We start from the raw sequence: 15,300 nt of genomic DNA, 5'->3' as shown, positions 1-15,300 counted from the left end.
GGAGACCACCATGAAAACGATCTGGCGAGAGCTGCGGCCCCTGCTCGGGTATATGGGCCTTTTTTCCTTTTGCGTCAACCTGCTGTACCTGGTGCCGGCATTGTTCATGCTGCAGGTATTCGACCGGGTCCTGACGACCAACAGCCACGAAACCCTGATCGTGCTGCTGGTGGGCACCGGGGTGGCGCTGCTGATCATGCTGCTGCTCGATTACGTGCGCCAGAGCCTGCAGGGCGTGCTGGCGGCGATGGTCGACGAGCGCCTCGCGCGCCCGGTGGTCGAGACGCTGGTCGAGCGCGCCGCCCGCATGCCGAACGCCGGCGTGGGCGAAGGCATGCGCGACCTGGCCACCCTGAAGAACGTGCTGTCCTCGAATGCGCTGGCGGCGCTGTTCGACGCGCCCTGGGCGCCGCTGTTCCTGGCGCTGATCTGGGGCTTCCATCCGGCGCTCGGCATGGGCGCGGTCGCCTCCGTGCTGCTGATGCTGGCCGTGGCGTGGCTGAACCACCGCATCAGCCAGGGCGCGATCGAGGGCCTGCAGCAGGACGGCAGGCGCGCCTCGAAATACGTCGAGAGCTCGCTGCGCAACGCCGAAATCCTGCAGGCACTTGGCATGACCGGCAAGCTGCTGGGCCGCTGGCGCGCGCTGCAAAGCGAGGTCGCCGGCCTCCAGGCCAGCGCCGGCCGCAGCAGCGTCGTGTTCACGGCACTCACGCGCTGCCTGCGCCAGGCGATCCAGATCCTGCTGCTGGCGCTGGGTGCCTGGCTGGTGATCAGCCAGGAAGCCTCGGCCGGCATCATGATCGCCACCACCGTGCTGCTCGGGCGTGCCCTGCAGCCGGTCGAGCAGCTGGTCGGCAGCTGGCGCGCGCTGTCCGACGGCCGCGCCGCCTACCGCCGCCTCGAGGTGATGTCGCATGACTTCCCGGACTCGAGCAAACAGGTCGAGCTGCCTTGCCCGGTCGGGCGGCTGCAGGTGGAGGGCCTGTCGTTTCGCGCGCACGGGTCCGGCAAGCCGGTGCTCTACAACCTGGCCCTGAGCCTGGACGCGGGCGAGTCGCTCGCCATCATCGGCGCCAGCGCGGCCGGCAAGTCGACCCTGGCGCGCCTCCTGATCGGGGTGTGGGCGCCGAGCACGGGAACGGTGCGGCTCGACGGCGTCGACGTCGCCTACTGGAACCGCGCGCAGCTCGGCCAGTGGATCGGCTACGTGCCGCAGGACGTCGAACTGTTCGACGGCACCGTGGCCGACAACATCGCGCGCCTGGATGCGGTCGATTCCGAGCGCGTGATCCGGGCGGCGCAGCGCGCCAACGCCCACGACATGATCAACGAGTTCCCGCAAGGGTACGACACGCCGGTGGGCGAGGGCGGCCTGCGCCTGTCGCCGGGCCAGCGCCAGCGCATTGCGCTGGCGCGTGCGCTGTACGGCAACCCGCGCCTGGTGGTGCTGGACGAGCCGAACTCGAACCTCGACGGCGCCGGCGAGATCGCGCTGGCGCAGGCGGTCAGCGGCCTGCGCGCCGAGGGCGTGACGACGATCATCATCACCCACCGGCCGTCGCTGATCGCGCACGTGACGAAAATCCTCGTGCTGGAAGCGGGCCGCGTGAAGCGCTACGGCGCCGCCGGCGAAGTGATGAAGGAAATGCAGCGCCAGGCGCAGGCCGTGGTCGATACCGCGGGCACCGCGGTCGCACGATAAGGAGGGACGGACATGAGCAACGCAATGACTGTGAACGAACTGGTGGATGGCGGTGGCATGGCGACGGCGCGCGAACAGGGACGCTCCCTGAGCCGCCTCGGGATGCGGGTGTTTTACGGGGCGCTGGTACCGCTGGCGGTGTGGACCTGCGTGGCGCCGCTGTCGATGGCGGTGGTGGCGCCGGCCTATGTGAAGGTCGACCTGAACCGGCGCCCGATCCAGCACCTCGAGGGCGGCATCGTGCGCGAGGTGCTGGTGCGCGACGGCCAGCGCGTGCGCGCCGGCGACCCGGTCCTGAAGCTGGGCGATGTCGGCGTCGATGCCGACCGCAACCGGCTGGCCTACCGCGCCGTCGTCGAACGCGCCACCCTGGCGCGCCTCGAGAGCGAGCAGCTGCGCACCAGCAGCCTGCGCCTGCCCGGCGACCTGCTGGCGGCGGCGCGCGAAGACGAACGCGTGCGCCAGGCAGTGGATAAGGAAATGAGCCTCTTCTCGAGCCGCCGTACCTCGCTCGAGAGCGAAGTGGCGCTGATGCGCGCCCAGCGCGCGCAGGTGGTCAACGAGGGCGACTCGCTGCGCGCCCAGATCGGCAACATCGAACGCTCGCTGGCCCTGCAGCGCCAGGACCTGGAACAGAACCGCGGCCTGCACAAGGACAAGTTCATTTCCAGCGCCAAGCTGGCGCAGCTGGAAGCGACAGTGGCCGACTACGCCGCCAAGGTCGACGAGCGGCGCTCGGAACTGGCGCGCGCCGGCCAGCGCATCGCCGACATCGAGCTGCGCATCCGCTCGCTGCAAAACGCCTACATGCAAAGCGCCAGCGACGAGGTCAAGGCGAGCGTGGCGCGCCTGACCGACATCGACCAGGAAATGCGCAAGACCGACGACGCGGCCAGCCGCCAGGTGGTGGTCGCCCCGGCCAGCGGGGAAATCATCGACCTCAAGTTTACCTCCCCGGGCGCGGTCGTGCGCCCGGGCGACTCGATCGCCGAGATCGTACCGTCGGACGCGCGCCTGATGCTGGAAGCGCATATTCGTCCCGAAGAAATCAACCACGTCCACCTGCGCCAGAAGGCGCGCATCAAGTTCACGGCCCTGAAATACCGCAGCGCCCCGATGGTGGAGGGAGAGGTGACCTACATCTCGGCCGACCGGCTGATCGACAAGGCCACGGGCCAGGCGTATTTCAGCGTGCTGGTGGCGGCCAACGAACAGGCCCTCGTTGCCGCGCGCGACATCAAGCTGCAGGCCGGCATGTCGGCCGAGGTGTATATCGACGGCGCCACCCAGACGCCGCTGCAATACCTGGTAGAGCCGGTCATGTCCACGATCCGCAAGGCGGGGCGTCAAATGTAGGCGGGAGCCGAGAAAAGATGGGGGCAAGCATGGATGAGCAGGAAGAGTGGGCGGAGCTGCGGCGGTGCGGCATCGTCACGATCGTCATGATCGCCGCCGGGCTGGCCGTGCTGGCCGTGCAGGGCGAAGCGCCGGCCGCGGGCGCGCTGGCGAATACGGGCGGCGCGCCCAGAGCGGCGGGGAGCAACGCTTCCGCCCGCATCGCCGTAGGGGAGCGGGCCCGGCATCCCGCCCGGCCCCTTGCCGCCAGGAGCGGGGCGCTGGCCGTCCCAAGCCTGTCGGCGGGCGCCGCCATACCGGGCAAATGAACGAGGGGAAGTCATGATATTGCACAGAACTTACCTGGCGGCCCATGCCGCCGCACCACCGCAGTACCGGGCCGGCAAGGAGGCGCATGCGCGCACGCCGACCCGCTGCAGGAAGACCGCAGCGAGCGTTTTTCGAACAAGTCCTGGAGAGTGCGATGAAATTGACCCACGATCATAACGACGAATCCGAAGCACCCAGCCAGCCGAAACGGCGGCTGCTGGGCGCTTCGGTGGCGGCCGCCGGCGTCGCCGCGCTGGCGGCGCAGGCGAACCTGGAACTGAACGCGCCGGCGCCGGCGCCGGCGCCGGGCGGCACTGCGCCGCCGGCACCGGGCACGACGACGAAAGCAAAGGCAGGCACGGCGGGCAGCACGGCGGCGGCGGGCAAGGCGGCCCTGCCGACAAACGATGTGCGCCTCGATTTCATGACGAGCACGGTCGTCCGCGGCCCCGCCACGCCGCCCTTCATGGTGCCGCTGCCGATTCCGGAAGTGAAACAGCCGCAAAGCGGCCTGAGCCCCGAGCCGACGCGCGAAGCCGGCAACGACGAAGCCGGGCGGCTGCCGCACCAGGCCTGGGACCGTTACCCGCCACGCAAGTTCTACGAACTGCGGGTCCGGGAAGAAGACCATTCCTTCCACCCCAACCTGCCCAGGCAAAAGATCTGGGGCTATGACGGCGTGACGCCGGGGCCGACCTTTGTCGTCAAGTACGGCGAGCCGATCCTGGTGCGCATCGAAAACGACCTGCCGGACGATCACCGGGGCTTCGGCTCGCCCGAAATTTCGACCCACCTGCACAATGGCCATACGCCATCGGAAAGCGACGGCTTCCCGGGCGACTATTACAGCCGCGACAAATACGGGCCGACGCTCACCCGTGCCGGCCGCTACAAGGACCATCACTATCCGAACAAGCTGTCCAACACGGCCGACTTTCCGGCCACCGACGGCGATCCGGCTGCCGCGCTCGGCACGCTGTGGTACCACGACCACCGCATGGAGTTCACCTCGCCGAACGTCTACCGCGGTCTGGCGGGCTTCTACCTGATCTTCGATGGCGTCGATACCGGCAACGAGCACGACACGACGCCCGGCGCGCTGCGCCTGCCGAGCGGCGTTGGCAAGTACGACATCCCGCTCGCGTTCCAGGACCGCTCCTTCGATTCAGGCGGCTACCTGTATTTCAACCAGTTCGACCCGGAAGGCGTCGTCGGCGAGAAGTTTCTCGTCAACGGCAAGATCCAGCCTTACTTTTCCGTGGCGCGCCGCAAGTACCGCTTTCGCTGCCTGAACGGTTCCGCGGTGCGCTTCTACCAGTTCTACCTGGTGCACGATGGCAAGGACCAGCAGTTCCTGCACATCGCCAACGACGGCAACCTGCTGCCGGCGCCGCTGACCGTCGACAAGCTGCGCCTGGCGAACGCGGAACGCGGCGATATCGTCATCGACTTTTCGAAATTCCCGCTCGGCAGCAAGGTCTATTTCGTCAACCGCCTCGAACACCTCGATGGCCGCGGCCCGACCGGGCTCCTGCTCACGCCGGGCACCCAAATCCTGCGCTTCGACGTCGACCGCGAGCCGGACGAGCCTGACGTGAGCCAGGTGCCTGCCGTGCTGCGCCCTCTGGCCCCGGCCAAGGCACCGGCGAACGTACGGGTCCGGCGCTGGGAGTTCGACCGCGAGAACGACCAGTGGACCGTCAACAGCCGCCTGTTCGACATCAACCGGCCGGCCACGGTCATCAAGCGCGGCGTGGACGAGATCTGGGAACTGAAGGGCAAGGGCAGCTGGCACCACCCGGTGCATGTCCACTTCGAGGAGGCGCGCATCCTGACCCGCAACGGCTTGCCGCCGCCGCCGCACGAGCGCGGGCGCAAGGACGTTTTCGAACTGAAACCGGGCGAGACCGTGCGCATCCTGATCTGCTTCGATGACTTCGTCGGCAAATACATCATGCACTGCCATAACACCGTGCACGAAGACCATCACATGATGGTGCGCTTCGACGTCGTGGCCTGAGAGCCATCTAACGCTACAGGGGTGAGGAGATAACCATGCATACACGCAGATCTTTTCTGGCGATGGCGGCGGTATCGCCGCTGCTCAGTCCAATGGCCCGCGCGGCCCAGCGCCGTGCGGGGCCACGCAGGCCGGCGGCCGGCCATTTTCCGAATGTGCTGCTGCAAACCCATGAAGGGCGCGACGTTCATTTCTATACCGACCTGGTGAAGGACCGGCTCGTCGTGCTCAACATGATGTATGCGAACTGCGCCAACATCTGCCCGCCGAATACCGCCAACCTGCTGCGCGTCCAGGAAGCGCTCGGCAGCCGGGTCGGGCGCGACGTCTTCATGTACTCGCTGACCCTGCAGCCCGCAATCGACAAACCAATCGACCTGCGCCGCTACATGGACAAGTACGGCATCAGCGGCGGCTGGACTTTCCTGACTGGCGAGCCGCGCGACGTGGAGCTGTTGCGCTTCAAGCTCGGTTTCTACAACGCCAACCCGGTGACCGATGCCGACCTGAAGCAGCACACCGGGATGGTGCGCATCGGCCACGACGGGCTCGACCGCTGGTCGATGATCCCGGCGCAGGCGACAGCGCAGCAGATCGTCAGTTCGATCTCGGGGTATTTGTAGGTGGAGCGCCGCTCATGAAAAAAGCCGCCCGAGGGCGGCTTTCGTCTAACCGAAGCGCAGCTTACTGCCCGCGCTTGGCCCGTGCCTTGGCCGCAATGCGCATGCGCAGCGCGTTGAGCTTGATGAAGCCGCCGGCATCGGCCTGGTTGTAGGCGCCGCCGTCTTCGTCGAAGGTGGCGATGTTCATGTCGAACAACGAATCCGTCTTCGAGTCGCGCGACACCACGATCACGTTGCCCTTGTAGAGCTTCACGCGCACCCAGCCGTTGACGGTGGCCTGGGTGTGGTCGATCAGCGTTTGCAGCGCGACGCGTTCCGGCGCCCACCAGTAGCCGTTATAGATCAGGCTGGCGTAGCGCGGCATCAGGTCGTCCTTCAGGTGCGCCACTTCGCGATCCAGCGTGATCGATTCGATCGCGCGGTGCGCGCGCAGCATGATGGTGCCGCCCGGGGTTTCATAGCAGCCGCGCGACTTCATGCCGACATAGCGGTTTTCCACCAGGTCGAGGCGGCCGATGCCGTGCTTGCCGCCCACGCGGTTCAGTTCGGTCAGCACTTCGGCCGGCGACATGCGCTTGCCGTTCAGGGCGACGATGTCGCCGCGCTCGTATTCGATGTCGAGGTACTCGGCTTCGTCCGGCGCAGCCTCTGGCGAGACGGTCCAGCGCCACATCGATTCCTCGGCTTCGGCACTCGGGTTCTCCAGGTGGCGGCCCTCAAAAGAGATGTGCAGCAGGTTGGCGTCCATCGAGTAGGGCGCGCCGCCGTTCTTGTGCTTCATGTCGACCGCGATGCCGGCGTCTTCCGCGTACTTCAGCAGTTTTTCGCGCGACAGCAGGTCCCATTCGCGCCATGGGGCGATGATTTTCACGTCGGGCTTGAGGGCATAGGCGCCCAGCTCGAAGCGCACCTGGTCGTTGCCCTTGCCGGTGGCGCCGTGCGAGACGGCGTCGGCGCCGGTTTCATTGGCGATCTCGATCAGGCGCTTGGCGATCAGCGGACGCGCGATCGAGGTGCCGAGCAGGTATTCGCCTTCGTAGACGGTGTTGGCGCGGAACATCGGGAACACGAAGTCGCGGGTGAATTCCTCGCGCACGTCGTCGATGTAGATGTTTTCCGGCTTGATGCCGAACTTGATGGCTTTGGCGCGGGCCGGTTCGAGTTCTTCGCCCTGGCCGAGGTCGGCCGTGAAGGTGACGATCTCGCAGCCGTAATTATCCTGCAGCCATTTCAGGATGACCGAGGTGTCGAGGCCGCCGGAGTAGGCGAGAACTACTTTTTTGATGTCGCTCATGGAAATTCCAGTGTGGAGGGGAGTGAGATGGTCAGCCGGCCCCGGAGGGCCGACGATCAAACAAGGGTGCTGCAAAAATCGGGTTAGCCTTCGCTCAGTTATCGATCCTGCCGAGCAGCAGGTATTCGATCAGGGCCTTCTGCACGTGCAGGCGGTTTTCCGCTTCGTCCCAGACGACCGACTGCGGGCCGTCGATGACCTCGGCCGCGACTTCCTCGCCGCGGTGCGCCGGCAGGCAGTGCATGAAGAGCGCATCCGGCGTGGCGCGCGCCATTTTGGCGGCGTCGACGATAAAGCCGTCAAACGCTTTGAGCCTTTCTGCGTTTTCCTTTTCGAAGCCCATGCTGGTCCACACGTCGGTGTTGATCAGGTGCGCGCCTTCGCAGGCGTCCGACGGGTTCTCGAAGTGGGTATAGCGGGTGGTCGTGACCAGGCCCGGGTCGAGGTCGTAGCCCTTCGGCGTCGAGATGTTCAGGTGGAAGCCGAATACTTCGGCCGCCTGCAGCCACGAGTACAGCATGTTGTTGGCGTCGCCGATCCACGCGACCGTCTTGCCGGCGATCGGGCCGCGGTGCTCGTAGAAGGTGAAGATGTCGGCCAGTACCTGGCAGGGGTGGTGTTCGTTGGTCAGCCCGTTGATCACCGGCACGCGCGAGTTCGCCGCGAAACGCTCGATGATGTCCTGGCCGAAGGTGCGCACCATGATGATGTCGCACATGCGGCTCATCACCTGGCCGGCGTCTTCGACCGGCTCGCCGCGCCCCAGCTGGCTGTCGCGCGTGTTCAGGTAGATCGCGGCGCCCCCGAGCTGGTGCATGCCCGCTTCGAACGACAGGCGCGTGCGCGTCGAGCTCTTCTCGAACACCATCACCAGCGTGCGGTCGACCAGCGGGTGATAGACCTCGTAGGCCTTGAACTTGCGCTTGATGACCTTCGCGCGTTCGATGACGTATTCGAATTCGTCCGCCGAGAAATCGGAGAACTGCAGGAAGTGCTTGATCGCTTTGGTGCCTGGCATGTGGTTTTCGGGATCCATGATATCCCTCCGATTATAAGGGGTTTTGCTTGACGCTAGGGAAAGCGGCCATTTGCGGCCCGGTCCACCTGTTAATACAGCGTCTGCGCCGACTCGTGCAGCAACTGGCCGTACAGCTCGTGCCGGTGGCGCGCGATCTTGCCGCTAGCGACAGCATCGAGCACCGCGCACTGCGGCTCGGCCAGGTGGCGGCAGTTGTAGTACTTGCAGCCGCCCAGGTAGGGCTTGAACTCGACAAACGCGCGCTCGAGCATGCCTTCGCTCAGGTGGTACAGGCCGAACTCCTGGAATCCCGGCGAATCGATGATGGCCGCGCCGTCGGGCAGCCAGTACAGGCGGGTAAAGGTCGTGGTGTGCTTGCCGGTGTCGAGTGCGGCGGAGATTTCGCGCACGGCGATGTCGGCATCCGGCACCAAGAGGTTGATCAGCGAGGACTTGCCCATGCCCGACTGGCCGATGAAGATCGACGACTGGCCGGCCAGCAGCGGCTGCAGCACTTCAAGCGCGTGTTCCGGATTGGCGCGTGCCGAGACTTCATGCACCGGGTAACCGAGCCTGCCATAGACGGCGGCCCGTTCGCGCGCGCGCGGCAGCAGCTCTTCGACGTCGGTTTTATTCAGGATCAGGTGCGCCTCGATGCCGGCCGCCTCGGCAGCCACCAGCGAGCGCGAGACCAGGTCGTCCGCAAAACCCGGTTCGGTGGCAATGACGATGAACAGGCGCGAGATGTTCGCCGCCAGCAGTTTCGACTTGTACTGGTCTGAGCGGTACAAGAGGGTGGTGCGCTCGGCGATCTTTTCGATCACGGCCTGGTTTTCCGAAGTTTTCACCAGGTGCACCACGTCGCCGACGGCGACATTCGTTTTTTTTCCGCGCGTAACGCACTGGAGTTTTTCGCCGTTCGCATCGGCCAGGTAATGGCGCCCGTGCGCCGCGATGATGGTGCCTCGCAGTTCGTTTGCGCCTGATTCGTTTGTTTTCAGCTTGCTGCTCATGCCTGCGTCCGTTCTTCGTAGATTGCGTCGGCTTTCGCAGCGCAGACAACATCGTTCAGCGAGACCGCATGGCCCGCCGAATGGGTGGTATAGGAGACGATGCAGTGGCGATAGCGCACTGTCAGGTCGGGGTGGTGGTCCTGAGCGTGGATCATCCAGGCCAGCGCGTTCACGAAGGCGATCGTCTCATGATAGTCGCGAAACGCGTAGGAGCGCTCGATGCGGTTGCCAATGCGTTGCCATGCCGGCACCTGCGCCAGCAGCGGCGCGAGTTCGGCTTCGCTCAGGGCCGGGGCGCCATGGCTGCAACGTTGCTCAACTAAGCTCGGCAGCTTCATGCCGCCGCCGCGCCAAGGCGGGAGCCAAGGCGAGAATTCAAGTGGGCGATGCGCACCGAAGCCGGCGGATGCGAATCGTAGAAGGCCGAGTGCACGGGGTCCGGCGTCAGGGTCGAGGCATTGTCTTCGTACATCTTCACCAGCGCCGACACCAGGTAGCTGGCGTCGCTGTGCTTCGCCGCAAAGGCGTCCGCCTCGAATTCGTGCTTGCGCGAGGTGATCGAGTTCAGGGGGCCGAGCACGAAGGTGAAGATCGGCAGCACCAGCATGAACAGCAGCAGCGCCATGGCGTCGTTGGGGGCGGCCAGCATCGGGGTGACGCCCAGGCCCGTGTAGAACCAGCTCTGCTCCTTCAGGTAGCCGAGCAGGGCGAGGAAGGCCAGCGACAGGGCGAACATGACGACGATGCGCTTGACGATGTGGCGCAGCTTGAAGTGGCCCAGTTCGTGCGCCAGCACTGCCTCGATCTCTTGCGGCGACAGGCGCTCGATGAGGGTATCGAAAAAGACGATGCGCTTGGCAGCCCCGAAGCCGGAAAAATAGGCGTTGCCGTGCGCGCTGCGGCGGCTGCCGTCCATCACGAACAGCCCCTTTGAAGCAAAACCCACGCGCGACATCAGGCCCTCGATGCGCGACTTGAGGCTGTCGTCGGCGAGCGGCGTGAACTTGTTGAACAGGGGCGCGATCACGGTCGGGTAGAGCACCATCATCAGCAGCTGGAAGCCGCTCCAGACGCACCACACCCAGAACCACCACAGCGAGCCGGTTTTCTCCATCAGCGTGAGCACCACCCACAGCAGGGGCAAGCCGATGGCCGCGCCCACCAGCACGCCCTTGACCATGTCCATGATCCACAGGCCGCGCGTCATCTTGTTGAAGCCGAAGCGTTCTTCCAGCACGAACTGGCGGTAGTAGTCGAAGGGCAGGTCGATCACACCGGAGACGAGGGCGAATGCGGCCACCAGCAGGATCTGATGTAGCATTCCCGGGCCGGCCACCTGCAATAGTGCGGAGGACAAGGCCTGCAGCCCACCCAGCAGCGTGAAGCCGATCAGCGTCAGGCCGCCCCACAGCAGGCCGACGATGCCGAAACGGGTCTTGGCGACCGTGTAGTCGGCCGCTTTCTGGTGGGTAGCAAGCGACACCTTGTGCGCGAATTCCGCCGGCACGCTCGCGCGGTGGCGCAGCACGTGGCGGATCTGGCGATTGGCCAGCCAGAAGCGCAGCCCGAGCGTGAGCATGAAGAAAACGACGAACAAAACCGAAAACGCGAATGAAGACATTCCGTGCCTGTGAGAAAATGCAGGATTGATTAGGCAAAGAGAGAATTATGTCACAAGCCACAGATAACGCAGCACAGGCAGCAGCACCAGCGGCAGCGCACCGTCCAAACGAGATGAACCTGGTCTGGGTCGACATGGAAATGACCGGGCTCGACCCGGACAGCGACCGCATCATCGAGGTGGCCGTCGTCGTCACCGACATGCACCTGAACGTGCTGGCCGAAGGTCCCGTGTTCGCCATCCACCAGTCCGACGCCACCCTGGACAAGATGGACAACTGGAACAAGGGCACCCACGGCCGCTCGGGCCTGATCGACCGCGTGAAAGCCTCGACCGTCACCGAAGCGGACGCCGAAACCGCGCTGATCGCCTTCCTGAAGAATTTCGTCCCTGCGGGTAAATCGCCGATGTGCGGCAACACGATTTGCCAGGACCGCCGCTTCATGGCGCGCGGCATGCCGAAGCTGGAAGCCTTCTTCCATTACCGCAACCTCGACGTGTCGACGCTGAAGGAACTGTGCCGCCGCTGGAAGCCCGAACTGGCTTCGGGCTTCAAGAAGCACCAGAAGCACACGGCGCTGGCCGACATCATCGAGTCGGTCGAAGAGCTGAAGTATTACCGTGAGCATTTCATTAAGTTGTGATGCGTAAATTGTAATGCGCAAGTTGTAAAAAGGCGAAACGGCCGTGGTGCGCGCCGCGGCCGGCGCTGTGTGTACGTCGGTAATGCATTCCTGTGCGAAAATCGCGGGATGCCCGGAATCCTTCACAGCAGTTCTCCTATGCCCCCCGCCGGCGTGCGCGCGCTGCTGGCCCGCCACGACTGGCAGGGCAACCCCCTCGGGCACCCCGACTGCTGGCCGCCCGAGCTGGCGACCGCCGTCAAGATGTCCCTGAATTCGTCGTTCCCGATGTTCGTTGCCTGGGGGGCGGACCTGCGCTTCCTGTACAACGACGCCTACTCCCGCCTCATGGGCGCCAAGCACCCGGGCGCGCTCGGCCAGCCGTTCCAGCAGGTGTGGGGCGAGATCTGGGCCGACCTCGTGCCGATCATTGACCGTGCCCTGTCGGACAAGTCCGCTTTCCACGAAGACTTGCCGCTGACCGTCCTGCGTCAGGGCTACCCCGAGCAGGGCTATTTCACGTTCTCGTACTCGCCGCTGCACGACGGCAAGGGCCGCGTCGCCGGCCTGTATTGCACCGCCATCGAAACGACCGACCGGGTGCAGTCCGAGCGCCGCGCCGCGCTCGAACTGAAGCTTTCCGACGCCCTGCATCCGCTCGGCACGCCCGACGAAGTGCTGGCCACGGCGAGCGCCCTGCTGGGCGAAGAACTGGGCCTCTCCCGTGCCACGTATGCCGAGGTGGACGACGCCGGCCTTTCATTTACCGTGCGCCACCAGTGGAACGCCGACGGCGCCCACGAGTTGTCGCGCCCCGCGTATCCCCTCGATGGATTCGGACCGAGGATTGCCGCGCTTACTCGCGCGGGGGAAACCTTCGTCGTCGACGATGTCGAAACCGATCCACGCTGCATCGAGTCGCGGATGATCTTCCGCGCGGAAGCCGCCGCCGCCGTGCTGACCGTGCCGCTGATGCGCGGCGGCCACCTGGTCGGCTTCCTCAGCCTGAACCGCGCCGAGCCCTGCCACTGGAGCGATGCCGACGTGCGCTTCACGCGCGAGACCGCCGAGCGCACCTGGGCGGCGCTGGAGACGGCCCGCGCCCAGGCCGAGCTGCGCGCCGAACGCGACCGCAGCCGCTACATCTTCGATACCATGGTCGAGGGCTTTTCGCTGATGGCCCCGGACTGGACCATCGTCGAGATGAATGCCGAGGGCCTGCGCATCTGCCACAAGACGGCGGACCAAGTCGTGGGGCGCAACCACTTCGACCTGTTCCCGGAAGTACTGGGAACCGAAGCCGGCAACATGCTGTACCGGGCCATGGAAGCCCACCAGCCGGGCGCTGTCGAATACCGGGTGCCGCAGATCGATGGGCGCGGCGGCTGGAACGAGATCCGCGCCTTCCCGACCCAGGACGGCGGCATCGCCGTGTTCTTCCGCGAGATCACCGACCGCAAGCTGGCCGAAGCAAAGCTGAAGGAGGCCGACCAGCGCAAGGACGAATTCCTCGCCATGCTGGCCCACGAGCTGCGCAACCCGCTCGCGCCGATCAGTGCGGCGGCGCAGTTGCTCGACATCGGCTCACTCAACGAAACGCGGGTGCGCCAGAGCAGCGCCATCATCGGGCGCCAGGTGCGCCACATGACGCGCCTGGTGGATGATTTGCTCGACGTGTCGCGCGTCACGCGCGGCCTGATCGAGCTCGACAAGACGACGCTCGAGGTGCGCGCCATCGTCGACGAAGCGGCCGAGCAGGTGCGGCCGCAGTTGATGGGGCGCAGGCAGCGCCTGATGCTGCACCTGCCGGCCGCCCCGCTGCTGCTCGAGGGCGACCGCGCGCGCCTGGTCCAGGTGCTGTCGAACCTCCTCGGCAACGCCGTCAAGTACTCGCCCGAAGACAGGGCGATCGATGTGCACGCGGCAGCCGAGGACGGCATGCTCGTCCTTTCCGTGAGCGACGAGGGCATCGGCATGGAGCGCGAGCTGACCGAGCGCGCCTTCGACCTGTTCACCCAGGCCAAACGCTCGTCGGACCGTTCGCAGGGCGGGCTCGGCCTGGGCCTGGCACTGGTGCGCAACTTGGTCGAACTGCACGGCGGCACGGTGACCTGCACCAGTCCGGGCCCGGGGCAGGGCAGCACCTTCACCGTGCGCCTGCCCCTGGCCGTGCCCGTGGCGAGCCCGCAGCCGGCGCCGCCCGCCGAGCGCCGCGCGCCATCCGGCCTGAACATCATGGTGGTCGACGATAACGTGGACGCGGCCGGCATGCTCGCCATGCTGCTGGAAGTGTCGGGTCACAGGGTGATGGTCGAGCACGAACCGCTGCGCGCGCTGGCCCAGGCGCGCTCGGCGCAGCCGGACGTGTTCCTGCTCGACATCGGCTTGCCCGACATCGACGGCATCGAGCTGGCACGGCGCCTGCGCGCGCAGCCGGAAACGGCGCACAGTGTGCTGATCGCCGTCTCCGGCTATGGACAGGAACAGGACCGGCGCCAGGCCCTGGAAGCCGGGTTCAGCGACCACCTGGTGAAACCGGTCGATTTCGAGCGCCTGGCCGCGCTGCTGGCGGCCGTGCGCGGCACCTGCGCGGCGCGGGGCGGCGCCGACGCCGCCCGCCTGCGCTCTTAACGCATCTGCGTGTAATTGACCGGAATGAAGCGGTAGCCCTTGCCTTCGCTGCGCAGGTGGCCCAGGCCTGGGAACTGCAGGTGCGCGCCGCCAATCAGGGCGCCGTCTTTCGCTGCGGCGTCGAACAGCTTCTTGCGCGCGGCTGCCGCCGCTTTCTGGTCGCCGTCGAAGCCGATCGTCACCGCCGGGTTTTCGAACTGCACCGCCGCCACGTGGATCAGGTCGCCGATGACGACCATTTTCTGGCCGCGGCTTTCCACGACAAAGGTGGTGTGGCCCGGCGTGTGGCCGTGCCCGCCCTGGGCGCGGATGCCGGGAGATACCTCGACGTCGCCCTCGAAGGTCTTGAACTTGCCGGCTTTCACGTACGGGTCGAGCGCGGCCATCGCGTTCTTGAAGGTGTCTTTCCCTTCGGCCGGGGCCTTGTCCATGTTCGCCTGGCTCAGCCACTGGTCGGCCTCACGCTTCGCGGCGCGCACGAGGGCGTTCGGGAAGGCCATTTTCGACTGCACCACGAGGCCGCCCAGGTGGTCGCTGTGCATATGCGTCAGGTAGACCTCGTCGACCTGTTCCGGCGTGTAGCCGGCCGCCTTCATGTTCGCCAGCAGCTTGCCGAGGGTCGGCCCGAACAGCACGCCGGCGCCGGTATCGATCAGGACCAGCTTGCTCCCGGTGTTGACCAGGAAAGCGTTGTCCGAGGTTTCCAGCGGCGTCTTCAGGTGGGCTTTCGCCAGCGCGGCCGTGGTTTTGTCGGCCTTTTGCGTCAGCAGCTTGTCGACCGGCAGGTCGACGGTGCCGTCCGAGAGCGGGGTGATCTCGAAATCGCCGAGCATCATGCGGAAGTAGCCGGGGGCAGGGGTCTTCGCCATGGGGGCGGCGGCAAACGAGGGGGCGGCGATGCAGGCGGCGGCGCAGGCGGCGGCCAAGGTGGTGGCAACCGAGCGCAGGGTGGTAGCAGTAAGGCGGGCAGTCATGGAGTCTCCAGGCGTTGTTGATGTTGATGTGTACAAGAGAACGTTGCGTATCGTACATCAACAGGCTTGATCCGCGTCACGCAAGCGCCGTGTCGAATGTACAAAGAACGCTT

13 protein-coding genes are annotated in these 15,300 nt (G+C 65.9%); 7 read left to right on the top strand and 6 right to left on the bottom strand.

Annotated elements, in window-relative coordinates:
* The first annotated feature begins 10 nt into the window (after positions 1–10).
* The 5 genes from ACFPN5_RS21080 to ACFPN5_RS21060 all read left to right on the top strand — a co-directional run bounded on the left by ACFPN5_RS21080 (position 11) and on the right by ACFPN5_RS21060 (position 6,013).
* Entirely contained in the window at positions 11–1,705 is a 1,695-nt protein-coding gene (locus ACFPN5_RS21080) for a type I secretion system permease/ATPase (protein WP_379785784.1), read from the top strand.
* A 12-nt stretch (positions 1,706–1,717) separates the two neighbouring features.
* Positions 1,718–3,061, top strand: coding sequence for an HlyD family type I secretion periplasmic adaptor subunit (locus tag ACFPN5_RS21075; RefSeq protein ID WP_379785783.1), 1,344 nt, complete (start codon positions 1,718–1,720; stop codon positions 3,059–3,061).
* Positions 3,062–3,090: 29 nt separating this feature from the next.
* On the top strand, positions 3,091–3,369 hold the full coding sequence (locus tag ACFPN5_RS21070) for a hypothetical protein (RefSeq protein WP_379785782.1): 279 nt from the start codon (positions 3,091–3,093) through the stop codon (positions 3,367–3,369).
* A 155-nt stretch (positions 3,370–3,524) separates the two neighbouring features.
* Positions 3,525–5,390, top strand: a complete 1,866-nt coding sequence (locus ACFPN5_RS21065) for a multicopper oxidase family protein (protein ID WP_379785781.1) — start codon at positions 3,525–3,527, stop codon at positions 5,388–5,390.
* A gap of 35 nt (positions 5,391–5,425) precedes the next feature.
* The gene (locus tag ACFPN5_RS21060) at positions 5,426–6,013 is read left to right on the top strand and encodes an SCO family protein (protein WP_379785779.1); all 588 of its coding nucleotides are present in this window, start codon (positions 5,426–5,428) and stop codon (positions 6,011–6,013) included.
* A gap of 61 nt (positions 6,014–6,074) precedes the next feature.
* Here the strand turns inward: ACFPN5_RS21060 and ACFPN5_RS21055 are convergent, their stop codons facing one another.
* The 5 genes from ACFPN5_RS21055 to ACFPN5_RS21035 form a co-directional block, all read right to left on the bottom strand.
* A complete protein-coding gene (locus ACFPN5_RS21055) occupies positions 6,075–7,307 on the bottom strand; it encodes an argininosuccinate synthase (protein ID WP_379785778.1) in 1,233 nt (410 codons plus the stop codon).
* 94 nt (positions 7,308–7,401) lie between these two features.
* Positions 7,402–8,325, bottom strand: coding sequence for an ornithine carbamoyltransferase (argF, locus tag ACFPN5_RS21050; protein ID WP_379786094.1), 924 nt, complete (start codon positions 8,323–8,325; stop codon positions 7,402–7,404).
* Positions 8,326–8,414: 89 nt separating this feature from the next.
* A complete protein-coding gene (gene rsgA, locus ACFPN5_RS21045) occupies positions 8,415–9,338 on the bottom strand; it encodes a ribosome small subunit-dependent GTPase A (RefSeq protein ID WP_379785776.1) in 924 nt (307 codons plus the stop codon).
* Positions 9,335–9,676 (bottom strand): 4a-hydroxytetrahydrobiopterin dehydratase, encoded by a 342-nt coding sequence (locus tag ACFPN5_RS21040; protein WP_379785775.1) that lies wholly within the window; start codon positions 9,674–9,676, stop codon positions 9,335–9,337. Before ACFPN5_RS21040 ends, rsgA begins: the two co-directional genes overlap by 4 nt.
* A complete protein-coding gene (locus tag ACFPN5_RS21035; protein WP_379785774.1) occupies positions 9,673–10,959 on the bottom strand; it encodes a M48 family metallopeptidase in 1,287 nt (428 codons plus the stop codon). Before ACFPN5_RS21035 ends, ACFPN5_RS21040 begins: the two co-directional genes overlap by 4 nt.
* A gap of 47 nt (positions 10,960–11,006) precedes the next feature.
* On the opposite strand from ACFPN5_RS21035, the gene orn reads away from it, so the two are divergent.
* Together orn and ACFPN5_RS21025 are read left to right on the top strand one after the other, a co-directional pair.
* Positions 11,007–11,603, top strand: coding sequence for an oligoribonuclease (gene orn / locus ACFPN5_RS21030; protein ID WP_379785773.1), 597 nt, complete (start codon positions 11,007–11,009; stop codon positions 11,601–11,603).
* A 138-nt stretch (positions 11,604–11,741) separates the two neighbouring features.
* Positions 11,742–14,213 carry a hybrid sensor histidine kinase/response regulator gene (locus tag ACFPN5_RS21025; protein WP_379785772.1) on the top strand — a complete coding sequence of 824 codons (2,472 nt, stop codon included), beginning with the start codon at positions 11,742–11,744 and terminating at the stop codon, positions 14,211–14,213.
* Here ACFPN5_RS21025 and ACFPN5_RS21020 read toward each other — a convergent pair.
* Positions 14,210–15,187 (bottom strand): MBL fold metallo-hydrolase, encoded by a 978-nt coding sequence (locus tag ACFPN5_RS21020; RefSeq protein WP_379785771.1) that lies wholly within the window; start codon positions 15,185–15,187, stop codon positions 14,210–14,212. The genes ACFPN5_RS21025 and ACFPN5_RS21020 overlap by 4 nt on opposite strands.
* Positions 15,188–15,300: the final 113 nt, after the last annotated feature.

It is taken from the genome of Massilia niabensis, assembly GCF_042655085.1.
Lineage (GTDB): Bacteria > Pseudomonadota > Gammaproteobacteria > Burkholderiales > Burkholderiaceae_D > Telluria > Telluria niabensis.
This window is presented reverse-complemented; position numbering and strand designations above follow the sequence as displayed.